This is a genomic window from Streptomyces sp. NBC_00045, from assembly GCF_045041095.1.
In the GTDB taxonomy this organism is placed as follows: domain Bacteria; phylum Actinomycetota; class Actinomycetes; order Streptomycetales; family Streptomycetaceae; genus Streptomyces.
In genome coordinates, this window is record NZ_CP108271.1 from 3,418,499 (window position 1) to 3,440,059 (window position 21,561).

A 21,561-nucleotide genomic window follows, 5' to 3' on the forward strand; every position below is an offset into this window, starting at 1 on the left:
TACCTGTTTGCCCAGGTGCCGGCGCTCCGTTATCGACGCGCTCTTCGTAGCAGGCCGTTCCGGCCGGGTGACTCTGTCCGCTTTCCGTCACCCCACGAGGAGTGAGCATGTCCGAGATCAAGATCGCCGCCGAGACCCGCACCGACTTCGGCAAGGGCGCTGCCCGTCAGGCCCGTCGCGACGCCCTGACCCCCGCCGTCATCTACGGCCACGGCACCGACCCGAAGCACGTCAACGTCGACGCCCACACCCTTCAGCTGGCGCTGCGCACCCCGAACGTCCTGATCTCCCTGGACATCAAGGACGGCGGCACCGAGCTGGTCATCCCGAAGGCCGTGCAGAAGCACCCGCTGAAGCGCTCGATCTCCCACGTCGACTTCCTGATCGTCAAGAAGGGCGAGAAGGTCACCGTCGACGTCGCGATCGTCACCGAGGGCGACCTGGCCGCCGGCGGCAACATGCTGGAGACCCTCCAGAACACCATCTCCGTCGAGGCCGAGGCCACCCACATCCCGACCGAGGTCACCGTCTCGATCGAGGGCCTTGAGGCCGGCGCCACCATCCACGCGTCCGACCTGGTCCTGCCGGCCGGCACCACGCTGGCCGTCGACGGCGACATCGCCGTCCTGCAGGTCGTCGCCCCGCAGGCCGAGGAGCCGGCCGCCGAGGCCGAGGGCACCGAGGCCTGAGCCTCGCCTTCCCCCCTCAGCACTTGCTGAACGACCGCCGTCCGGCTCCACTGGAGCGGGACGGCGGTCGTCTTCGTATAAGGAGCTTTTGATGTCGGACGACGCGGCGCCCTGGCTGATCGTGGGCCTCGGGAACCCGGGAGCTGAGTACGCGGGCAACCGCCACAACATCGGGTTCATGGTGGTCGATCTGCTGGCCGAGCGGATGCGCGGGAAGTTCAAGGCGCACAAGGCGCGGGCGCAGGTGGTCGAGGGCCGGATGGGTCCGCCGGGGCCGGCGAACCGCCGGGTCGTGCTGGCGAAGCCCATGTCGTTCATGAACTTGTCGGGCGGCCCGGTGACGGCGCTGCGCGACTTCTACAAGGTGCCGCTGGACCGGATCGTGGCGGTCCATGACGAGCTGGACATCGACTATCCGACCCTGCGGCTGAAGCTGGGCGGCGGGGACAACGGGCACAACGGCCTGAAGTCGATGACGAAGTCGATGGGCGGCGACTACCACCGGGTGCGGTGCGGCATCGGCCGTCCGCCGGGCCGCATGCAGGTGGCGGACTTCGTGCTGAAGGACTTCTCGTCGACGGAGCGCAAGGAGCTGGACTGGTTCGTGGACCGGGCGGCGGATTCCGTGGAGTGCCTGATCGCGGAGGGCCTGGAGCGCGCCCAGTCGGCGTACAACTCCTGAGCCGCCAACTCCTGAGCCGCCTGATGTACGAAGACCCCCGCCGTCCGGTCCGGACGGCGGGGGTCTTCGTGCGTTGCGCGGTCAGCCGGTGTTGCGCAGACCGGCGGCCACGCCGTTGACGGTGAGCAGCAGGGCTCGGGCGAGCAGCGGGTCGGGGTCTTCTCCGCGTTCGGCGGCGGCGCGCTGGCGGGCGAGGAGGGAGACCTGGAGGTAGGAGATGGGGTCGAGGTAGGCGTCGCGGACGGCGAAGGTCTGCTGGAGGACGGGGTGGGAGTCGAGGAGCTTCTCACCGCCGGTGATGCGCAGGACTTCGCGGACGGTGAGCTCGTGTTCGGCCTCGATTTGGGCGAAGACGTGCTTGAGGTCGTCCGGGACGAGGGTGTCGACGTAGTGGCGGGCGATCCGCAGGTCGGTCTTCGCCAGCGTCATTTCGACGTTGGAGAGGAAGTTGCGGAAGAAGTGCCAGCGCTCGCCCATCTCGGCGAGGGCGGTTTCGCCGCCGGCCTCGCGCAGGGCCTTGAGGCCGGAGCCGACTCCGTACCAGCCGGGGACGATCTGGCGGGACTGGGTCCAGCCGAAGACCCAGGGGATGGCGCGCAGTCCGTCGAGGCCGGCGCCCGAGTCGGGGCGGCGGGAGGGGCGCGAGCCGAGGTGGAGGTCGGCGAGCTGGTCGACGGGGGTGGCCGCGAAGAAGTAGGCGGGCAGGTCGGGGTCTTCGACGAGTGCGCGGTAGGCGGCGTGCGCGGCGTCGGAGACGGTGTCCATGGCCGCGTCCCAGCGGGCGAGGTCGTCGTGGGACTGGCGGGGGGCCGTGTGCAGGGCGGAGGCCTGCAGGGTGGCCGCGACGGTCAGTTCGAGGTTTTCGCGGGCCAGGGACGGGACGAGGTACTTGTCGGAGATGACCTCGCCCTGTTCGGTGACCTTGATCTCGCCTTCGAGGGTGCCCCAGGGCTGGGCGAGGATCGCGTCGTGGGAGGGGCCGCCGCCGCGGCCGACGGTGCCGCCGCGGCCGTGGAAGAGGCGCAGGCGCACGCCGTAGCGGTGGGCGACGTCGCGCAGGCGGCGCTGGGCTCGGTGGATCTCCCACTGGCTGGTGGTGATGCCGCCGAACTTGGAGGAGTCGGAGTAGCCGAGCATGACCTCCTGGACGTCGCCGCGCAGGGAGACGAGGCGCCGGTAGGAGGGGTCGGCCAGCATCTCGTCGAGGATGACGTCGGCGGCGCGGAGCTCGTCGGTGGTTTCCAGGAGCGGGACGATGCCGATCTTGGCCCAGCCCGCGTGGAGGTCGATGAGCCCGGCTTCGCGAGCAAGGACGGCCGCGGCGAAGACGTCGTCGGCGCCCTGGCACATCGAAATGATGTAGGACTCGATGACTTCGGGGCCGAACTTCTCGAAGGCGTCCTTGATCGCGAAGAAGACGCCGAGGGTCTTGTGGCCGGCGGCGTCCAGGGGCGCGGGGGTGGGGGCGAGGGGGCGCCGGGAGCGGAGTTCCTTGGCGAGGAGCTTGCCCCGGTAGTCGCGGGGCATGTCCGCGTAGCGCCAGGACTCCTCGCCGAGCCGGTCGAAGAGCTGACCGAGGGCGTGGTGGTGGGCGTCGGCGTGTTCGCGGACGTCCATGGTGGCGAGCTGGAGGCCGAAGGCGGCCAGCGTGCGGATGGTGCGGTCCATGCGGCCGTCGGCGAAGAGGGCGCCGCGGTGTTCGCGCAGGGAGGTCTGGATGAGGGTGAGGTCGGTGAGGAGCTCGGCGGTGCCGAGGTAGTCGCGGCCGTCCTCGTGGGGGGTGCCCTTGGCGAGGCGCTCGCGGGTGTTGACGAGCTTCTGCCGGATGCAGGTGGCCTTGAGGCGGTAGGGCTCTTCGGCGTTGAGCCGCTTGTAGCGCGGGCTGATCTCGGGGAGGCGTTCGAGGTCGGCCTGGAGGGAGGAGAGGAGTTCCTCGGTGGCGCCGGTGTAGCGGATGGAGTTCGACAGCAGGCCGCGCAGGAAGTCGACGAGTTCGAGGGCGTCGGTGATGCCGTGTTCGTGCTGGAGGATCAGTACGTCGCGGGTGACGTCGGGGGTGACGTTGGGGTTGCCGTCGCGGTCGCCACCGATCCAGGTGCCGAAGGTGAGCGGGCGGGTGCCCGCGGGCAGCTCGACGCCGACGCGCTGGAGCTCGGCGGCGAGGTCTTCGAGGACGTCGCCGACGGCGCCGGCGTGCAGCTCGTCGAGGTAGTAGATGGCGTTGCGGGCCTCGTCGGCGGGTTCGGGGCGTACGACGCGCAGCTCGTCGGTCTGCCAGACGAGGTCGATGTTCTCGGCCAGGCGCAGGTCGTGGCGGCGGCGTTCGCCGGCGCCGGTAACGGGCTCCTCCAGCAGCGCGGCGATGCGGCGCAGCTTGTTGAGGACGCTGCGGCGGGCCGCCTCGGTGGGGTGCGCGGTGAAGACGGGGCGCACGTTGAGGTTGCGGACCGTCTCGCGCAGGTGCTCGGGGTCGGCGTCCTTGAGCATGTCGGCGGTGCGCGCGAGGAGCCCGCCCTCGGCGGCCCGGTGGGCGCGCAGTTCCTTGCCGCGGTGTACCTGTTCGGTGACGTTGGCGAGGTGGAAGTAGGTGGAGAAGGCGCGCACCAGCTTGGCGGCGGTCTCCAGGTCGGTGTCGCCGAGCAGTGCGGCGGCGGCTTCGCCGTCGGTGCGGGTCAGTGCGCGCACTTGTTCGACGAGGTCGAGGAGTTCTTGGCCTTCCTGACGGACGAGGGTCTCGCCGAGGAGGTCGCCGAGGCGGCGGATGTCCGCCCGCAGTTCCGCGTTGGCGGCGGCGACGGCGGTGGCCGGGGCCTTGGCCGGGGTGGAGGAGGCCTGGTCAGCACTGCTCACAGGTGCGGCTCCTTGCAGTGTTCGAGCGCTACTGGGAGGTGGGCTCCGGCATGCGCGGGGGTGTCCCCGGACCTTCTCCCGCTGTCACTGGGAGGGGCCCCAGGGGGCGTCCCCCACCTGGTGCGCAGCTCGGCTGCCCGTGCGGACCGCGCTGTCCGACGACACCAGGATAGGTGTCCGGGCCTCGTGCCTCGCTAAACGTCTCACCAGGCGGCGCGCGGGCAGTGTCGGGCGCCCTTGAGAGCGCCTCGGGCCCGGCCGCGCTCCTCTTGTCGCGGGCGCAGGCTTTGCCATACTTACGTTGCCGTAGGTTACGCATCCGTAGCCTGGGCAGGCGCCCCCCGGCGCCTGCCGATTCCTCACCCCCCAGGGGACCCTCATGACCACCAGTCCCGAGCTGATCGAGGACGCCTCGGCGGCCTCCGATACCGACTCCCCCGTGCCCTCCGCGACGCTCGGAGGCGAGAACAAGCGGTCCGTCGAGCAGATCGCCCTGCTGTTGTTCATCGTCGTTCCCTTCCTGGCCCTGCTGGCGGCCGTTCCGCTGGTCTGGGGCTGGGGAGTGAGCTGGCTGGACCTCGGCCTGATGGTGTTCATGTACTTCCTGGCCTGCCACGGGATCACGATCGGCTTCCACCGGTACTTCACGCACGGTTCCTTCAAGGCGAAGCGGCCGCTGCGGATCGTGCTCGCCGTGATGGGTTCGATGGCGGTGGAGGGGCCCCTGGTGCGCTGGGTGGCGGACCACCGCAGGCACCACAAGTTCTCCGACCACGAGGGCGACCCCCATTCGCCGTGGCGGTTCGGGGAGACGGTCCCGGCGCTGATGAAGGGGCTGTGGTGGGCGCACATCGGGTGGCTGTTCGACGAGGAGCAGACCGATCAGCAGAAGTACGCCCCCGATCTGATCAAGGACCCGGCGATCCGGCGGATCTCGCGTGACTTCGTGCTCTGGACGATCGTGTCGCTGGCGATCCCGCCCCTGGTCGGCGGCCTGGTGACGATGTCGTGGTGGGGCGCGTTCACGGCGTTCTTCTGGGGTTCGCTGGTGCGCGTCGCGCTGCTGCACCACGTGACGTGGTCGATCAACTCGATCTGTCACGCGGTGGGCAAGCGTCCGTTCAAGTCCCGGGACCGTTCCGGCAACGTGTGGTGGCTGGCGGTGCTCTCGTGCGGGGAGTCCTGGCACAACCTGCACCACGCGGACCCGACGTCGGCGCGGCACGGGGTGCTGCGTGGCCAGGTCGACTCCAGTGCCCGGCTGATCCGCTGGTTCGAGCTGGCGGGCTGGGCGACGGACGTGCGCTGGCCGTCCGGTGCCCGTCTCGACGCCCGGCGCAGGGAAAACGCGTCGAACGCGGCATGATGGGGGACGTGGCGATCGACGGCAGCAGTTCCAGCAGCGACAAGCCCCGGCGTGGCCGTCGGGTCCGGATGACGGGCGCCGAGCGGCGTCAGCAACTGCTGGACATCGGCCGCACCCTGTTCGCGGAGAAGGGCTTCGAGGGCACGTCGGTGGAGGAGATCGCGGCGAAGGCCGGGGTGTCCAAGCCGGTGGTGTACGAGCACTTCGGGGGCAAGGAGGGCCTGTACGCGGTCGTCGTGGACCGGGAGATGCGCCAGCTGCTGGACGGGGTGACGGGTGCGCTGACGGCCGGACATCCGCGGGAGCTGCTGGAGCAGGCGGCGTTCGCGCTGCTGGACTACATCGAGTCGTACACGGACGGCTTCCGCATCCTGGTGCGGGACTCGCCGGTGGCCCAGTCGACGGGTACGTTCGCGTCGCTGATCAGTGACATCGCCACGCAGGTCGAGGACATCCTGGGACTGGAGTTCAAGGCGCGCGGGTTCGATCCGAAGCTGGCCCCGCTGTACGCGCAGGCGCTGGTCGGGATGGTCGCGCTGACCGGGCAGTGGTGGCTGGACGTGCGCCGGCCGAAGAAGGCGGAGGTCGCGGCGCATCTGGTGAACCTGGCCTGGCACGGGCTGGACGGGCTGGAGTCGAAACCGCGGCTGGTGGGCCACCGCAAGAGCTGAACGCCGCGGCGCGACGGCGCCCCGTCACCGGTGGTCCGGTGGCGGGGCGCCGTCGCGTCGCACCACATCATCGAGGGGTCGGGCAGTCGGGCACCCGGGCCGTCAGCCGAGGGGTTCCAGGAACTCGATCCGGTTGCCGACGGGGTCCTCGGAGTAGAAGCGGCGGTGCCCCGGCAGGTTGTCGTCCCAGACGACCTCGGCGCCCCGTTCCTCCAGGCCGGCCGCGTACGCCTCGATCCCGGTCACCCGCAGCCCGGGGTGCGCCTTGCGGGCGGGCCGGAAGTCCTCCTCGACGCCCAGGTGCAGCTGTACGGGCCCGGCGGCGAACCAGCAGCCGCCGCGGGCGGCGAGGACGGGGGGTTTGGAAACCTCGGTCATGCCGAGCACGTGGACGTAGTACGCGCGGAGCAGGTCCTCCGAGCCGGGCGGCGCGGCGAGTTGGACGTGGTCGACTGCGGTCAGCACGGTCAGGACTCCTTACGGGCAACGGCGAAGATCCGGCGGAACGGGAACACCGTGCCGCGCGGACCGGGCGGATAGGCCTCGCGCAACAACTCGCGGTATTCGGAGAGGAACGCGTCCACGGCCTCCCGGTCGTCCCCGAGGGCGGTGAGGACGGGCCGCAGAGCGGTGCCCTTGACCCAGTCGAGCACCGGATCGGGGCCGGACAGCATCTGGTGGTACGTCGTCTCCCACGTGTCAACGGCGCAGCCCAGCTCGGTGAACCGGGCCAGGTATTCCGCGGGTTCGAGGAGGTGGACGTAGCGGGCACCGTGGCCGCCCAGCCGCTCGCGCCAGCGCGGGGTGTCGCAGAGCCGGGCGAGGAGGGCGTGGCTGGGGGCGGTGTAGTTGCCGGGGATCTGGAAGGCGAAGGTGCCACCGGGGCGCAGCCCGTTGATCCAGGCGGGGAAGGAGCCGGGGTGGCTCGGGACCCACTGGAGGGCAGCGTTGGAAACGATCAGGTCGTAGGGCTCCTCGGGGAGCCAGTTCGCGAGGTCGCCGGGGCGGAAGTCGAGGCTGCCGCCGCCGGCGGTCTCGCCCGCGTACTCGGCATCGGCGCGCCGGAGCATCTCCGGGGACAGGTCGAAGCCGGTGATGCGGGCGTCGGGCCAGCGATCGGCGAGGAGCGCGGTGACGTTGCCGGGTCCGCAGCCGAGGTCGGCGATGCGGGCGGGGCGGGTCGGCAGTTCGGGTATCCGGTGCAGGAGGTCGAGGAAGGGTCGGGTTCGGTGTCCTGCGTGCCGGAGGTATTGCTGCGGGTCCCAGGTGGGCGCGGCCTGGGTGGCGGCGGCGGGAATCCTTGCCGACGCGGTATCGGAATGCATGTTCGAGCCTCCCTGCTGGCATGGCGGGTGGAAGCGGAAGCCGTTCCGGCACCCTCCATGCCCATCGTCGCCCAAAATATATCTTGACGTCAAGACTCACGACATCGAGATATCTATTCCCGAGATCCTCGATTTAAAGAGACTTCACGTCGACAGACCCCTTACACTGATCGGCATGGAGGACGAGGTCGACCGATTGGTCGCGGCATGGCGGCGGGAGCGCCCTGACCTCGACGTGGAACCGCTCGAAGTACTGAGTCGCGTCAGCAGGCTCGCTCGCCATCTCGACCGCGCCCGCAGGCTGGCCTTCTCCGAGCACGGCCTGGAGCCTTGGGAGTTCGACGTCCTGACGTCGCTGCGCCGCGCCGGTGCCCCCTACCAGCTCTCCCCCGGCCAGCTGCTGACGCAGACCCTGGTCACCTCGGGCACCATGACCAACCGCATCGACCGGCTCGCGAAGAAGGGCCTCGTCGAGCGGCTGCCCGACCCCAACGACCGGCGCGGGGTGCTGGTCCGACTGACGCCGGAGGGCCGCGACCGCGCCGACCAGGCCCTGGCCGGCCTGCTGGCCCAGGAGCGGGCGATCCTCGCCCAGCTCTCCCAGGCCCAGCGCGGTGACCTCGCGGCGCTGCTACGCCAGTTGACCGCTCCGTTCGACAACATCCCCGGCTAGGTCGGCCGGCCGCACCCCGGCCCGGCGGGCCAGTGCCACCGCCGCGAGCGTGGAGTGCACCCCGAGCTTGCCCAGCACGTTCTGCATGTGCGTGCGGACCGTGTGCGGGGACAGGAACAGCCGCGCCGCCACGTCCTTGCGGCCCAGCCCCGCCACCATGCAGCGCAGCACCTCGTGTTCGCGCGGCGTGAGGGACTCCACGAGCCGCTCGCTGTCCGTACGGTGCTTGCGCGCGGCGGTCAGTTCCCGCAGCACTCCGGTGAGCAGCGCGGGCGGAAGGTGGGTCTCCTCGCGCAGGACCCCGCGGATGACGGCCAGCAGCCGTGAGAGCGAGCAGTCCTTCGCCACCCACCCGGAAGCCCCGGCCTGAAGGGCGAGCGCGGCCCGGCGCGGGTCGTCGCGCTCGGCGAGCACGACGGTGCGGACCCCGGGGTGGGACACCCGCACCCCCGCGACCAGGGCGATCCCGTCTGCGCCGGGCGGCGGGCCGGAGCCCGACTCGCGCTGGGCGGGCACGGTGCCGGCGGCGGCGCCGAGGTCGGCGTCGACGAGCAGGACGTCGAAGCGGCGGCCCTCGGCCACCGCCCGTTCGAGGCAGCGCAGCGCGGCAGGACCGCTGCCGGCCGCGGACACGTCCACGTCGGGCTCGGCCGCGAGCGCGGCTGCGAGCGATTCGGCGAAGATGCGGTGATCGTCGACCACGAGAACCCGGATGCGAACCACAAAACCCCCAAGGGTCGGGGAACGGACGACTGCGGGTACGGCGCCCGGACCGGGTGATCCGCAGCTGCCGCGGCCGCCGCCGAGACATCTCTGCACTACCCCGGACCGGACGCCGTACCCGGCGTGTCTCGACCCCTGAATCAACACCGGCCCCCACCGGTGTTACGCATCAGCGTAGAACGGGTGGCGGCTCGCGGTTGGCCGAATAGCAGAAGTTTTCCGAGCGATTTTCCGGTTGGGAAGGCGCGAACCCAGTTTTTCGTGGCCTGAATTCGACCATGTGGACGGTTTGGAAGACGGATTCCGACCTGTGCGTGCCACGGGCAGTTGCGCGGGGGCATTTCACCCGGCGCGTGCACTCCGAGCGCCCGCGCAGCGCGCCCGTCCACGGCGCTGACCCGCCCGCACGCGCTCCCCGCGCACGCTGCCGCACGCCACCGCGCCCCCCGCACGGTCGAGTGCGGGGGGCGCGGTGCGCGGGTGCGGCGGGGAGTCAGGAACGCAGCGTGCGGGTGAAGTTCCAGGCGTCCGCGATGATGCCGGTGAGGTCAGCGCGGGCCGGGGTCCAGCCGAGCCTCTCGTGGGCCGCGCGCGCGGAGGCGACGAGCACCGCCGGGTCGCCGGCCCGGCGCGGGGCGACGACCTCGGGGATCTCCGCGCCCGTGACCTTGCGGACGGTCTCGACGACCTCGCGGACCGAGAAGCCGTTGCCGTTGCCGAGGTTGCAGATCAGGTGCTCGCCCGCCGTGGCGGCCTCCAGGGCCGCCAGGTGGGCCTCGGCCAGGTCGGCGACGTGGATGTAGTCGCGCACGCAGGTGCCGTCCGGGGTCGGGTAGTCCTCGCCGAACACCGAGATCGACTCGCGCTCGCCCAGGGCGACCTGGAGCACCAGCGGGATCAGGTGGGTCTCGGGGTCGTGCCGCTCGCCGAACTCCCCGTACGCGCCGGCCACGTTGAAGTAGCGCAGCGAGACCGCCGCGACGCCGTGCGCCGCGCACTCTCCCGCGATCATGTGGTCGACGGCCAGCTTCGAGGCGCCGTACGGGTTGGTGGGCTTGGTGACCGAGTCCTCGGTGAGCAGGCCCTCAGTGGGCTCGCCGTAGGTGGCGGCGGTGGAGGAGAACACCAGCTTGCGCACCCCGGCGCCGCGCATCGCGGCCAGCAGGGCGAGCGTGCCGCCGACGTTGTTCTCCCAGTACTTGCCCGGGTTGGCCACGGACTCGCCGACCTGCGAGGACGCCGCGAAGTGCAGCACCGCGTCGTAGGAGGCGTCCAGGTACCGCTCGGCGTCCTGGATCCGGCCTTCGATGAAGGTGGCGCCCGCCGGGACGCCCTCGCGGAAGCCGGTGGAGAGGTCGTCGAGGACGGTGACCTCGTGCCCGGCCTCCAGCAGGTGCGCCGCGACGACGCTGCCGACGTAACCGGCGCCGCCGGTGACCATGTACTTGGACGTCGCCGTTGTGGAAGTCGCCGTCTCGCTCACTCGTCTACTGCCTCTCGCGGTGGGATGCACGCGGGCGCGTGCACATGCCGGTCACTGGCTTACCGGATTAACCGCCTCCGGGGAAATCGGCGCCCGCCGGAGACAGTCCCGCCCGGTCCAGCAGACCGGTCCGGGCGGCCAGTGCGGCGGCCTCCAGCCGGGAGCCGACGCCCAGTTTCATCAGCACCCGCTGCACGTGCGTACGGGCGGTGCTCGGTGCGATCTCCATGCCCGCGGCGATGAGCCGGGTGTCCTCGCCCTCGGCGACCCGGACCAGTACCTCCACCTCCCGCGGGGTGAGCAGCCGCAGCAGCCGGCTGCCCTCGTCGTCGGGCTGGGCGGCGGGGTTGAGGAGCTCCGCGAAGGCTCCCTGGAGCAGCTGCGGGGAGATCGCGACCTCCCCCGCCCGCGCCTTGGCCAGCGCCCGCTCCACGCCTTCGATCCGCTCGTCGTGGCGTACGTACCCCGAGGCTCCGGCGGCGAAGGCGGCGGCGATCCCGCGCGGGCTGGGCACCGGGCCGAGCACGACGACGGCGATCTGCGGCCGTTCCCGCTTGATGCGGACGACCGGCTCGAAGACACCCGGCTCGGCGGGCGTGGCGGTGCCCAGCAGGCAGACCTCCGGCGCCCGGCTGATGACCAGTTCGGCGGCGCCCGCGGCGGGAGCTGCCGCGGCGAGCACCCGGTGCCCGCGCAGCTTGAGGGCCGAAGCCAGTGCCTCGGCCAGCAGCCGGTGCTCGTCGAGCACCATGACCCTTACGCCCATCGGGCACTCACCCCCCACCCCTTCTGCCCCGGCAAGCTACACGCTTGTTCGACGGCGCGCGGCGGATACCGCGCAGAAGCCCCCGGAAGGCGGACCTTCCGGGGGCTCGTGCCCGCTGCGGGGAGCGGCCGGGATCGGCCGGGGATCAGCTGGCGCTGAAGGAGACGAACAGGTACTCGGGGTCGCCCTTGTCCGAGTACGGCTTCCTGGCCGTCGTGCGGGAGATGAAGAGCTTGCCGTTGTGGTAGCGGTATTCGGAGTAGTCGGGCGAGAAGGCGGTCTCGGCGCTGCGGCTGGTCTTCTCCGCCGGGTTCTCCATGAGGACGGTCTCCTTCATGGTCGTGCCGTCGATGCTGACGACCTGGCCGCCCTTGTCGTACGGGGGCACCTTGTAGGCAATGATGTTCGCCCCGTCCATGCGGAGCGGGAACATGGTGTACCGCTCACCGGCGTCGGCGCGGTCGGTGGTCTGCTTGCCGGTCTCCAGGTCGAAGGAGAGCAGCTCGTTCGTACGGCCGGCCGCCTCCTTGCCCTGGTGCTCGATCGAGGGCAGGTAGACCTTGCCGTTGCCGACGACGAAGCCGGAGCACTTCTCGACCTCGGTGCCGCCGCACTTGCCGCCGAAGTTGCCGGAGGCCAGCGAGATGCGGGCCTTCAGCTCGCCCTTGGGGTCGACGACGAACAGGTCGCTGACGCCGGTGGCGTTCTTCGCGGTCTTGCCGACGTCGGCGGCGACGATCAGGGGCTTCGTGGAGACGATGGACGCCCACTCGATGCCCGGGGAGAGCTTGTACGAGGCGGTCTGGGCGCCGGTGGCCGGGTCCAGGGTCTGGGCGTAGAGGGTCTGGTTGTCGCCGCGGCCGCACTTGCGGATCACGCCGAGCGCCTCGCCGCCGGCGTAACCGCTGTCGTAGCAGCCCTCACCGTCGACCTTGGGCGTCCACAGGGACTTGCCGTCGGCCAGGTTCCAGGCGGCGCCGCCGCTGGTGCCGCCCGCGGCGACGGTCTGGCCGCTGAGCGTGACCTCGTAGTAGGAGGCGGGCTTGTCGCCGGTGGTGGCGCCCTTGGCGTTGCTCGACCAGAGGAGCTTGCCGGCGGCCAGGTCGATGACGCCGACCTCGGTGCACGCCGGGTACTTGTTCTCGGGCGTGGGCTTCGTCGGCCGGAAGATGATCGCGGTCTTGTTGTCGCTGACGTGCTTGGTCGCGCCGCAGAGCTCGCCCGGGAGCGGGACCTCCCACTTCTTGCCGCCGTCGACGGTGTTGTAGCCGACGACCTTCGCCACGTCGGACTTCACGTACGTGGAGTCGGTGAGCCAGGACCCCGCGACGGTGACGACCTCTTCGGGGGTCGGGTTCGGCTGGTTGAACAGCGGCTTCGACTTGGTGTTGGCGGGCGCCTTCTCCGAACCGGAGGTGCCGCCGGCGGGCTTGTCGCCGCCGGTGCTGCCGTTCGCGGTGGGCGAGCCGCCCCCGCCGTCGCCGTCGTCGGAGACGTACCAGAAGCCGCCCGCGATGATCAGGACGATGGCCAGCAGGGCCGCGCCGACGATCATCAGCTGGGTGCGCTTTTCGTTGCCGCCGCCACCCGGGCCGGCCGGGGCCGGGGGCTGGGCCGCCTGCATCGGGGCCGTGGGCGCGCCGTAGGGCGGCGGGACGGCGGTGCCGGGTGTGGGCTGCTGCTGCTGCGGGTAGCCGTAGCCCTGCTGCGGATAGCCGTACGCCGGCTGCCCCTGCGGGGGCACGGCCGGGCCGGCCGGCACGGTCGGCGGTACGGGCGGCTGCTGCGGGGCGCCCTGGGGCGCGGGCGGCTGCTGCGGGGCGGCCGGCGGCACCGGCGGCGGCGCACCGAAGCCCCCGGACGCGGGGTCCTGCGGCGCACCGAAGCCACCGGGCGGCGGCTGGTGCGGGGGCGGCGGGGTACTCGGGTTACTCATCGGGTTCTACTGCCCTCTCGGTGGGCGACTCGGTGGACTCGTTCACTTGCCGAAGACCATCAGGAGCTTCTCGGCCGTGCCCTGGGCGCGCAGGTGGGTCTGGGAGACGAAGAGCCGGCCGCCCGCGTAGTCGAGGTTCGGGGTGTAGAAGGAGCTCTCGATCGGAGCGGAGGTTCCCGACGGGTTGCGCAGAAGCGCGGTGGGCGTGCCTCCGGCGGCCGGGATCGAGACGACCTCGCCGCCCTGTTCGGCCGTTGCCTTGCGGTAGGCGATCAGCTGCCCGTTCGCGGCCGAGATCGGGGTGATGGTGCGGCCTTCGCCCGCCGGGGTGCGCCACTTGGCCTTGCCGGTGCCCAGGTCGAAGGCGACGATCTCGTTGGCCTTGCCGGACTCCGTTACGGTCGGCATGTAGAGGGTGTTGGCGTCCACGGCGGTGGTGTTGCAGACCTCGACCGAGCGGAAGAGGCCGTTGGTGCACTCCGTGGCGAAGTTGCCCTCGCCGCTGACGGTGGCGCGCTGCTTGCCGTCGGGGCCGAGGACCACGATGGCACGTTCCTTCTTGTCCTCGTTGCCGATGCCGAGGACCAACGGGTCTAGCGAGTAGACCGCGCCGACCTTGTACTTGGCGGGCAGTTTGAAGGTCCAGGTCTTCTTGCCGGTGACCGGGTCGGCGTCGGAGACCTCGCTCGACATGTCCTCGTCGTAGCAGGTGGAGATGGCGATCATCTTGCCCTTGTCCGCGACGTAGGAGTCGGGCTTGCAGCCTTCGGCGGTGGCGCTGCCGAACAGCTTGTCGCCGGTGCTGACCTTGAAGGCGCTGGCGGTGCCGCTGCGGCTGACGGCGACGGTGTCGCCGATGATGCCCAGGCTGGGGCTGGTCATGATGTCGAAGAGGCCCTCCTTCGGGACCTCCTTCGTCCAGCCTTCCTTGCCCGCCTTGAGGTCGACCTGCTTCATCTGGTTGCAGGTGGCGGAGTCGCCGTCGCCGTCCTTGAACATGACGACGGTCTTGCCCTCGGCGGTGGTCTGGCGGGTGACGGAGCAGACGGGCGCAGGGAACGCGATCGTCCACTTCTCCTTGCCGTCGGTGATCCCGTAGGCGGTGAGGTTCTTCCAGACGCTCTTGACGACGGTGTCGCCGACGATCCACTGGCCGGCGGACTCCACGCCCAGGCCCGGTCCGTCGATCTTGGCGGTCTTGAGCCAGAGGGTCTTGTCCTCGCCCTGCTTGCGGCCGGCGTTGAGGTCTTCGGTCTGCTCGGAGCCGTTGCCGCTTCCGTCGCCCTTGTCCACTCCGGCGGAGGGCTCGGCGTCCGCGGGCCCGGAGCTCTGCGCCACGGGCTTCTTGACGTCGTCGTCACTGCCGCCGAAGAACGCGAACCAACCGCCGGCACCGAGGACGAGCACGCCGGCGACCGCGGCGGCGATGACGACGGCCGTCTTCTTCCCCGCGGGCGGCTGCGGCACGCCGGCGCCCGGGTACATCCCGACGGTCGGCATACCGGGGGGCGGCGGCGGGAGATGGCCCTGCTGCGGCACGTACGGCGCGGGCTGCACCGGATGCACGGGCTGCGTCGGCGGCTGCTGCGCGTACGGGTTGTCGCCCTGCTGCGGGTACCCTCCCCCGGCTACCGCTGGCTGGTGCCCCCATCCGGACTGCGGGGGGCCGGGGAGGTGACCGTAACCGGAAGGTGTCTGCGGCTGGTTCGGCGGCTGGGGCGGCTCGGTCATCAGCGCATACCTTCGGCGTCGGGTGGCGTAGGGGGGATGACCTTTCTACCACTGACGGTGTACTTACATCGGGCCGGTCCGTCCCCTGTTCCCAAGGGAGGACCGGCCCGTGACAACGCCGTTATCCGGTCGGTCGCCGCCCCTGACGGGCCGGAATCTAGGCCTCCTCGGCCAGCTCCAGCCAGCGCATCTCCAACTCGTCCCGCTCCGAGATGAGTTCGCGGAGCTCGGCGTCGAGCTTCGCGACCTTGTCGAAGTCGGTGGCGTTCTCGGCGATCTGGGCGTGCAGGTTCGTCTCGCGGTCCGACATCTTGTTGAGCTGGCGCTCGATCTTCGCGAGCTCCTTCTTCGCGGCGCGGGAGTCGCCGGAGGACGTCGACTTGGCGGCGGCCGGGGCCGGTGCCGGGGCGGCCGCCTCGATCATCTTCTGGCGGCGCTCCAGGTACTCGTCGAGGCCGCGCGGCAGCATCCGCAGGCTCGCGTCGCCCAGCAGCGCCATCACCGTGTCGGTGGTGCGCTCGATGAAGAACCGGTCGTGGGAGATCACGATCATCGAGCCCGGCCAGCCGTCGAGGAGGTCCTCCAGCTGGGTGAGGGTCTCGATGTCGAGGTCGTTGGTGGGCTCGTCGAGGAAGAGCACGTTGGGCTCGTCCATCAGCAGCCGCAGGATCTGCAGCCGGCGCCGCTCGCCACCGGAGAGGTCCCCGACGGGCGTCCACTGCTTCTCCTTGGTGAAGCCGAACTGCTCGCACAGCTGACCCGCCGTCATCTCACGGCCCTTGCCGAGATCGACGCGGTCGCGCACGCGCTGCACGGCTTCCAGGACCCGCAGGGACGGGTCGAGTTCGCCGACCTCCTGCGAGAGGTACGCCAGCTTGACCGTCTTGCCGACGGTGACGCTGCCGGCGGCGGGCTGGACGTCGCCCTGGGTACGGGCCGCCTCGGCAAGGGCGCGCAGCAGCGAGGTCTTGCCCGCGCCGTTGACGCCGACGAGGCCGATGCGGTCGCCGGGGCCCAGGTGCCAGGTGAGGTGCTTGAGCAGGACCTTCGGGCCGGCCTGGACGGTGACGTTCTCCAGGTCGAACACGGTCTTGCCGAGGCGGGCGTTGGCGAAGCGCATCAGCTCGGACTTGTCGCGCGGCGGCGGCACGTCGGCGATGAGCTCGTTGGCCGCCTCGATGCGGTAGCGCGGCTTGGAGGTCCGGGCGGGGGCGCCGCGGCGCAGCCAGGCCAACTCCTTGCGCATCAGGTTCTGCCGCTTGGACTCCTCGGTGGCGGCGATGCGCTCGCGCTCGGCGCGGGCGAAGACGTAGTCGCTGTAGCCGCCCTCGTACTCGAAGACGGAGCCGCGCTGGACGTCCCACATGCGGGTGCAGACCTGGTCGAGGAACCACCGGTCGTGGGTGACGCAGACGAGGGCGGAGCGGCGCTCCTGGAGGTGCTTGGCCAGCCAGGAGATGCCCTCGACGTCGAGGTGGTTGGTGGGCTCGTCGAGGACGAGGAGGTCCTGGTCCGCGATGAGCAGCTGGGCGAGCGCGATGCGGCGGCGCTCGCCGCCGGAGAGCGGGCCGATGACGGTGTCGAGGCCCTGGCCGAAGCCGGGGAGGTCGAGGCCGCCGAAGAGCCCGGTGAGCACGTCGCGGATCTTGGCGTTGCCGGCCCACTCGTGGTCGGCCATGTCCCGGATGATCTCGTGGCGGATCGTCGCCGCGGGGTCGAGGGAGTCGTGCTGGGTGAGGACGCCCATGCGCAGGCCGCCGCTCTGGGTGACCCGACCGGTGTCGGGCTCCTCCAGCTTGGCGAGCATCCGGATGAGGGTGGTCTTGCCGTCGCCGTTGCGGCCCACGACACCGATCCGGTCCCCCTCGGACACGCCGAGGGAGATGCCGTCGAGCAGGGCACGGGTGCCGTACACCTTGCTGACTGCCTCGACATTGACCAGATTGACGGCCATCAGACGCGCTCCAGGTGGGGGTCCCCCCGGACGGAGTCTGGGGAAGGGTGTGGATCAGCCCCCCAGCCTAACCCTCCGGGCCGCCCCGGAACGTTCCACCAGGAGCCAGCCGCCCAGTGCCATGGCGATCGCGGCGGGCGCGGTGACCGGAAGGGCGATCAGAGTGGCGCTGTGTCCTTCGAGGAGGCCGCCGAGCCCGGTCATGGACAGGCCGAGGATGCCGAGCAGGCAGAGGGTGGTGCCGAGGGCGGCGAGGGGTCCGCTGCCGGGCTCGCCGCCTCCGGGTACGGGGGCTTCGAAGCGGCGGAAGAGGGCGACGAGTACGGCGGTCAGCCCGGCGGCGGCGAGCAGCCGCAGCGGCACCTGCGCCCACCAGGCGGCGGAGGCGGGCTCCGGGAGGGTGATGCCGAGCGCGAGCTGGGCGGCGTACACGGCGAGCATGGCGGTGAGGTGCCAGAGGAACGCGGTCATGGCGATCCCGTTGGCGGCCACGACGGTGCGCCAGACGCGGGGCCGGGCGAGCCAGGCGGTGGCGGGGGCCCGCAGCAGCTGCACGGCTCCGACGAGCCACGTCCCGTGCGCGAGCAGCGCGAGGGTGGGCGGCGCCATGTTGGACACCTTCTCGCCGGGCATCCCGACCATGGACAGCGGGTACGGGCCGTACGCGACGAGCAGTACGGCGCCGACCAGTCCGGCGGCGGCGAGCGCGCCGGGGCGGGTGATGCGGCCGTCGGCGCGCAGGAAGCCGAGCTGGTGGACGGCCAGCCAGACGAAGGCGAAGTTCAGGAACTCGACGTACGGGACGCCGAACGCGAAGCGGAGCACGTCGACGGCGGCCGCGGCCCCGACGAGGAGGGCGAAGGCCCCCCAGCCCCAGCGCCGGTGGAGCTCCAGCAGGGCCGGGGTGAACGCGACCATGGCGAGGTAGATCCCGATGAACCACAGCGGCTGGGTGACCAGCCGCAGCGCGGCCCCGGTCAGCCGCCCCTCGCCGGCTCCGGCGAGCTGTACGGCGAGCGCCCCGGCGCTCCAGACGAGGACGAAGACGAGGGTGGGCCGCAGCAGCCGCCGGAGCCGGGCGCGCAGGAACGCGGCGTAGACGGGCCGGCCGTCGGCGCGCCCGGCCAGGGAGCGGTACGACAGGGCATGCGAGAACCCGCCGACGAAGAAGAACACCGGCATGATCTGCAGGCCCCAGGTGAGCACTTGGAGGGCGGGGACGAGGGCGAGCAGGTTGCCTATGCCGTCGCCGCTAACGGCGGCCATCAGCCAGTGCCCGCACAGCACGGTCCCGAGCGAGGCGACGCGCAGCAGGTCGACGTACCGGTCCCGGCTCGCGGGGGTGGCCTCGGCGAGGTCCTTGGCGGTGTATCCCATGGGGCCACGCTCGCGCGCCGGACCCGGCCGGGACCAGAGCGAAGGTACTCACTTCGCTCTGGGTACCCGTGCCGTACGGGGGCCGGGAATCAGGCGGGCAGGACGGTGGCGCCGGGAGCCGGGCCGGTGGCGGTGCGGGTGGTGCGGCAGGTCCCGGAGGCTTCGAGGGCCGCGGCGACCTTGAGCGCGGATTCCGGGTCGCGGACCAGGAACGCCGTCGTCGGGCCGGAGCCGGAGACCAGCGCGGCCAGGGCTCCGGCGGCGGTGCCCGCCTCCAGCGTCGCGGCCAGCTGCGGGCGCAGCGACAGGGCCGCCGGCTGGAGGTCGTTGGCCAAGGTCGCGGCGAGTGCGTCCGGGTCCCCCGAGGCGAGGGCCGCGAGGAGCGCCGGGGAGGCCTCGGGGGCCGGGACGCTCCGGCCTTCGGCCAGGCGGTCGAACTCGCGGAACACCGCCGGCGTGGACAGCCCTCCGTCGGCGACGGCGAACACCCAGTGGAAGACGCCGGCCTCGACCGGGGTCAGGAGTTCCCCGCGGCCCGTGCCCAGTGCCGCCCCGCCGAGCAGGCTGAACGGCACGTCGCTGCCGAGCTCCGCGCACAAGGCCAGGAGTTCGGCCTGCGGCGTGTCCAGGCCCCACAGGGCGTCGCATGCGAGCAGGGCGCCCGCGCCGTCGGCGCTGCCGCCGGCCATGCCGCCGGCGACGGGGATGTTCTTCGCGATGTGGATGTGGACGGCGTCGGACAGGCCGTGGCGGGCCGCGAGGACCTCCGCCGCGCGGGCCGCCAGGTTGGTGCGGTCGAGCGGGACCTGGTCCGCGTCGGGACCCTCGCAGGTGACGGTCAGGGCTTCGGCCGGGGTGACCGTCACCTCGTCGTACAGCGACACCGCCAGGAAGACGTTGGCCAGGTCGTGGAAGCCGTCCGGCCGGGCGGCGCCCACCGCGAGCCGGACGTTGACCTTCGCGGGGACCCGTACGGTCACGGAGCGGGGGCTGTCGGCGGCGCTCACAGGGCCGGCCTCGGCGCCGCGGGCTTGTGCTCGGCGATCGCCGCGAACTCCTCCACCGTCAGTGACTCGCCGCGCGCCTGCGGGGACACCCCGGCGGCGACCAGTGCGGCCTCGGCGCCCGCCGCCGAGCCGGCCCAGCCGGCCAGGGCGGCCCGCAGCGTCTTGCGGCGCTGCGCGAAGGCGGCGTCCACGACGGCGAAGACCTCCGCCTTCGAGGCGGTCGTCTTGATCGGCTCAGCCCGCCGCACCAGCGAGACCAGGCCCGAGTCCACGTTCGGGGCCGGCCAGAACACCTTGCGGCCGATGGACCCGGCGCGCTTGACGTGCGCGTACCAGTTCGCCTTGACCGAGGGCACTCCGTACACCTTGTTGCCCGGCTCGGCGGCCAGCCGGTCGGCGACCTCCGCCTGCACCATGACCAGCGTGCGCTCGATCGTCGGGAACCGGTCCAGCATGGTCAGCAGCACCGGCACGGCCACGTTGTACGGAAGGTTCGCGACGAGCGCGGTCGGCGGCGGCCCCGGCAGTTCCTCCACGAGCATCGCGTCGGAGTGCACCAGCGCGAAGCGGTCCTTGCGGGCCGGCATCCGCGCCTCGATGGTGGCGGGCAGCGCCGCGGCCAGGATGTCGTCGATCTCGACGGCGGTGACCCGGTCGGCAGCCTCCAGCAGCGCGAGCGTCAGCGAGCCCAGCCCGGGCCCGACCTCGACGACGACGTCGTCGGGGCGTACCTCCGCGGTGCGCACGATGCGGCGCACCGTGTTCGCGTCGATGACGAAGTTCTGGCCCTTCTGCTTCGTCGGCCGTACGCCGAGTACGGCGGCCAGCTCCCGGATGTCGGCCGGGCCGAGGAGGGCGTCGGAGGTCGTGCTGGTCGTGCTCTCGGGCTGCTGCTCTGCGGTGCTCACCCGTAAAGCCTACGGCCGCAGTGCGGCCACGGGGTCGCCCCCCGCTGCACGTAGAGCTTCTTCGCCCGGTACGTCTGTTCCGAGCCCGGTGCGTCCTGCGGGCGGCCGCTCCCACCGAGGCTGTGCCAGGTGCTGACGTCGAACTGGTACAGGCCTCCGTACGTGCCCGAGGCGTCGGTGGCGGAGGGGCGCCCGCCGGACTCGCACTGGGCCAGCGCCCCCCAGTCGAGGCCGTCGGCCCCGGCGACGGAGGTCGGCAGCGGCTTCGTGCCGATCCTGACGAGCTGGGTGACGGGTTCGCGGACGGTCTCCTCGGCGACCTTGCGGGGCTTTTGCCGGACCCCGTTGACGATGCGCAGGACGTACGTGGCGCGGCGCGCCCCGGGCCGGCCCGCCTGCTCGACGACCTCGGTGCCGGCGAACAGGTCGTCGTCCTCGGTCCTCTCGATCTCGTAGGGGATGCGCTCCTCGCGGACCTCCCGGGTGCCGGTGATGCGGAGCACGGTGACGGTCTGGCCGTCGCGCGGGAAGGAAGCGGGCGGGACGGAGGTGGTGTCTTGGCCCTGGAGGGTGATCCCGGCCTGGCCGAGGGCCTCCTGGATGGTGGCGGCGTTGGTGCGGATGGTGCTCTCGCGGCCGTCCGCCATGAAGGTGACGCTGCGTTCGGTGCGGACGGCGAGGGAGAACCCGGCGCGGGGCACGGGGGCGGTGCGCGGGGCGGAGAGGTAGGCGCCCTCGACGCGGACGCCGAACTGGCGCAGTGCGCTCTCGACGGTGCCGGCGGTGGTCCACACCTGGCGGGTCTGTCCGTCGAGGGTCAGGTGCACGGGGCGGCCGTAGCGGACGACGATCTCGTCGCCGTCGTCGAGCGCCGCCGCGCGGCCGGGGGCGACCAGGTCGTGGGGGCCGACGCCGAGGCCTTCGGCGGCGAGGAGTTCGCCGACGTCGCCGGCGAAGGTGTGCAGGGTCCTGGGCTCTCCGTCCACGGTGAGCCGGACCGACTTGTCGGCGGCGACGAAGGCCGTGGTGCCGCCGGCCAGGAAGGCGACGACCAGTGCCTGCGGGACGATCCGCCGCCAGCTGTCTCGGCCCGCGGCCGTCCCCGCGGGGGCGGCGCGGCGGCGCCGCCCGGTCGGGGCGGCCGTGGGCTTCGCGGCGGGACCGGGGTCGGGGCTGCGGCGCCGTCCGGTGCCGGGTCCTGCGGGGGCCGCGAGGTCCCCACCGGCGGGCGCGCCCCGGCGCCGTCCCGTCGGGGCGCCGGGCGCGGGTCCGGCCTCGGCGCTCTTGCGGCGCCGGGCGGCCCGCCGGTCTGCGGTGCGGGGGGCGGGCACGATGGCGGGCTGGGGGTTCGGGGCGGCTTCGTTCCCGTACACCCCGGTGAAAGGACTCTCGCTCACGACGCTCGCTCCACTGGTCCGGC

At 72.0% G+C, this 21,561-nt stretch carries 18 protein-coding genes; 5 read left to right on the forward strand and 13 right to left on the reverse strand.

The features are described 5' to 3' along the window. Positions 1-107 precede the first annotated feature (107 nt). Complete coding sequence (locus tag OHA65_RS15905) at positions 108-689, forward strand: 50S ribosomal protein L25/general stress protein Ctc (protein ID WP_327283773.1); 582 nt, start codon at positions 108-110, stop codon at positions 687-689. Between the two features lie 91 nt (positions 690-780). Continuing rightward, positions 781-1,371 (forward strand): aminoacyl-tRNA hydrolase, encoded by a 591-nt coding sequence (pth, locus tag OHA65_RS15910; protein WP_327283774.1) that lies wholly within the window; start codon positions 781-783, stop codon positions 1,369-1,371. 81 nt (positions 1,372-1,452) lie between these two features. Here the strand turns inward: pth and ppc are convergent, their stop codons facing one another. Next, on the reverse strand, positions 1,453-4,221 hold the full coding sequence (gene ppc, locus OHA65_RS15915; protein ID WP_371643761.1) for a phosphoenolpyruvate carboxylase: 2,769 nt from the start codon (positions 4,219-4,221) through the stop codon (positions 1,453-1,455). 379 nt (positions 4,222-4,600) lie between these two features. Here ppc and OHA65_RS15920 point away from each other — a divergent pair, with 379 nt between their 5' ends. Both OHA65_RS15920 and OHA65_RS15925 read left to right on the forward strand, forming a co-directional pair. After that, positions 4,601-5,587 (forward strand): fatty acid desaturase, encoded by a 987-nt coding sequence (locus OHA65_RS15920; RefSeq protein ID WP_327283775.1) that lies wholly within the window; start codon positions 4,601-4,603, stop codon positions 5,585-5,587. Beyond that, complete coding sequence (locus tag OHA65_RS15925; RefSeq protein WP_030865813.1) at positions 5,587-6,258, forward strand: TetR/AcrR family transcriptional regulator; 672 nt, start codon at positions 5,587-5,589, stop codon at positions 6,256-6,258. Before OHA65_RS15920 ends, OHA65_RS15925 begins: the two co-directional genes overlap by 1 nt. 102 nt (positions 6,259-6,360) lie before the next feature. On the opposite strand, the gene OHA65_RS15930 is transcribed toward OHA65_RS15925, so the two are convergent. Continuing rightward, positions 6,361-6,723, reverse strand: a complete 363-nt coding sequence (locus OHA65_RS15930; RefSeq protein ID WP_327283776.1) for a VOC family protein — start codon at positions 6,721-6,723, stop codon at positions 6,361-6,363. 2 nt (positions 6,724-6,725) lie between these two features. After that, positions 6,726-7,583 carry a trans-aconitate 2-methyltransferase gene (locus OHA65_RS15935; RefSeq protein WP_327283777.1) on the reverse strand — a complete coding sequence of 286 codons (858 nt, stop codon included), beginning with the start codon at positions 7,581-7,583 and terminating at the stop codon, positions 6,726-6,728. Positions 7,584-7,758: 175 nt separating this feature from the next. On the opposite strand from OHA65_RS15935, the gene OHA65_RS15940 reads away from it, so the two are divergent. Next, the gene (locus OHA65_RS15940; protein ID WP_030297045.1) at positions 7,759-8,256 is read left to right on the forward strand and encodes a MarR family winged helix-turn-helix transcriptional regulator; all 498 of its coding nucleotides are present in this window, start codon (positions 7,759-7,761) and stop codon (positions 8,254-8,256) included. Here the strand turns inward: OHA65_RS15940 and OHA65_RS15945 are convergent. The 10 genes from OHA65_RS15945 to OHA65_RS15990 form a co-directional block, all read right to left on the reverse strand. Beyond that, on the reverse strand, positions 8,215-8,979 hold the full coding sequence (locus OHA65_RS15945) for a response regulator transcription factor (protein WP_327283778.1): 765 nt from the start codon (positions 8,977-8,979) through the stop codon (positions 8,215-8,217). The genes OHA65_RS15940 and OHA65_RS15945 overlap by 42 nt on opposite strands. A gap of 493 nt (positions 8,980-9,472) precedes the next feature. Next, positions 9,473-10,420, reverse strand: a complete 948-nt coding sequence (gene galE / locus OHA65_RS15950; RefSeq protein WP_328765198.1) for a UDP-glucose 4-epimerase GalE — start codon at positions 10,418-10,420, stop codon at positions 9,473-9,475. A 109-nt stretch (positions 10,421-10,529) separates the two neighbouring features. Then, the gene (locus OHA65_RS15955; RefSeq protein ID WP_327283779.1) at positions 10,530-11,228 is read right to left on the reverse strand and encodes a response regulator transcription factor; all 699 of its coding nucleotides are present in this window, start codon (positions 11,226-11,228) and stop codon (positions 10,530-10,532) included. A 145-nt stretch (positions 11,229-11,373) separates the two neighbouring features. After that, positions 11,374-13,164, reverse strand: coding sequence for a PQQ-binding-like beta-propeller repeat protein (locus OHA65_RS15960; RefSeq protein ID WP_405762027.1), 1,791 nt, complete (start codon positions 13,162-13,164; stop codon positions 11,374-11,376). Positions 13,165-13,206: 42 nt separating this feature from the next. Continuing rightward, complete coding sequence (locus OHA65_RS15965; protein WP_405762029.1) at positions 13,207-14,895, reverse strand: PQQ-binding-like beta-propeller repeat protein; 1,689 nt, start codon at positions 14,893-14,895, stop codon at positions 13,207-13,209. Between the two features lie 157 nt (positions 14,896-15,052). Next, the gene (locus tag OHA65_RS15970; RefSeq protein WP_327283782.1) at positions 15,053-16,849 is read right to left on the reverse strand and encodes an ABC-F family ATP-binding cassette domain-containing protein; all 1,797 of its coding nucleotides are present in this window, start codon (positions 16,847-16,849) and stop codon (positions 15,053-15,055) included. A 54-nt stretch (positions 16,850-16,903) separates the two neighbouring features. Next, positions 16,904-18,226, reverse strand: a complete 1,323-nt coding sequence (locus tag OHA65_RS15975) for an acyltransferase family protein (RefSeq protein WP_371643766.1) — start codon at positions 18,224-18,226, stop codon at positions 16,904-16,906. A gap of 89 nt (positions 18,227-18,315) precedes the next feature. Then, the gene (locus OHA65_RS15980) at positions 18,316-19,233 is read right to left on the reverse strand and encodes a 4-(cytidine 5'-diphospho)-2-C-methyl-D-erythritol kinase (RefSeq protein ID WP_327283784.1); all 918 of its coding nucleotides are present in this window, start codon (positions 19,231-19,233) and stop codon (positions 18,316-18,318) included. Continuing rightward, the gene (rsmA, locus tag OHA65_RS15985; protein WP_327283785.1) at positions 19,230-20,141 is read right to left on the reverse strand and encodes a 16S rRNA (adenine(1518)-N(6)/adenine(1519)-N(6))-dimethyltransferase RsmA; all 912 of its coding nucleotides are present in this window, start codon (positions 20,139-20,141) and stop codon (positions 19,230-19,232) included. The genes OHA65_RS15980 and rsmA overlap by 4 nt, the downstream gene beginning before the upstream one ends. Further along, on the reverse strand, positions 20,138-21,538 hold the full coding sequence (locus tag OHA65_RS15990; RefSeq protein ID WP_327283786.1) for a ubiquitin-like domain-containing protein: 1,401 nt from the start codon (positions 21,536-21,538) through the stop codon (positions 20,138-20,140). The genes rsmA and OHA65_RS15990 overlap by 4 nt, the downstream gene beginning before the upstream one ends. Positions 21,539-21,561: the final 23 nt, after the last annotated feature.

Coding starts and splice junctions, on each gene's coding strand:
- OHA65_RS15905 (WP_327283773.1), top strand. CDS start 108: ATGTCCGAGATCAAGATCGCCGCCGAGACCCGCACCGACTTCGGCAAG.
- pth (WP_327283774.1), top strand. CDS start 781: ATGTCGGACGACGCGGCGCCCTGGCTGATCGTGGGCCTCGGGAACCCG.
- OHA65_RS15920 (WP_327283775.1), top strand. CDS start 4,601: ATGACCACCAGTCCCGAGCTGATCGAGGACGCCTCGGCGGCCTCCGAT.
- OHA65_RS15925 (WP_030865813.1), top strand. CDS start 5,587: ATGGGGGACGTGGCGATCGACGGCAGCAGTTCCAGCAGCGACAAGCCC.
- OHA65_RS15935 (WP_327283777.1), bottom strand. CDS start 7,583: ATGCATTCCGATACCGCGTCGGCAAGGATTCCCGCCGCCGCCACCCAG.
- OHA65_RS15940 (WP_030297045.1), top strand. CDS start 7,759: ATGGAGGACGAGGTCGACCGATTGGTCGCGGCATGGCGGCGGGAGCGC.
- galE (WP_328765198.1), bottom strand. CDS start 10,420: ATGGTCACCGGCGGCGCCGGTTACGTCGGCAGCGTCGTCGCGGCGCAC.
- OHA65_RS15955 (WP_327283779.1), bottom strand. CDS start 11,228: ATGGGCGTAAGGGTCATGGTGCTCGACGAGCACCGGCTGCTGGCCGAG.
- OHA65_RS15960 (WP_405762027.1), bottom strand. CDS start 13,164: ATGAGTAACCCGAGTACCCCGCCGCCCCCGCACCAGCCGCCGCCCGGT.
- OHA65_RS15965 (WP_405762029.1), bottom strand. CDS start 14,895: ATGACCGAGCCGCCCCAGCCGCCGAACCAGCCGCAGACACCTTCCGGT.
- OHA65_RS15970 (WP_327283782.1), bottom strand. CDS start 16,849: ATGGCCGTCAATCTGGTCAATGTCGAGGCAGTCAGCAAGGTGTACGGC.
- OHA65_RS15975 (WP_371643766.1), bottom strand. CDS start 18,226: ATGGGATACACCGCCAAGGACCTCGCCGAGGCCACCCCCGCGAGCCGG.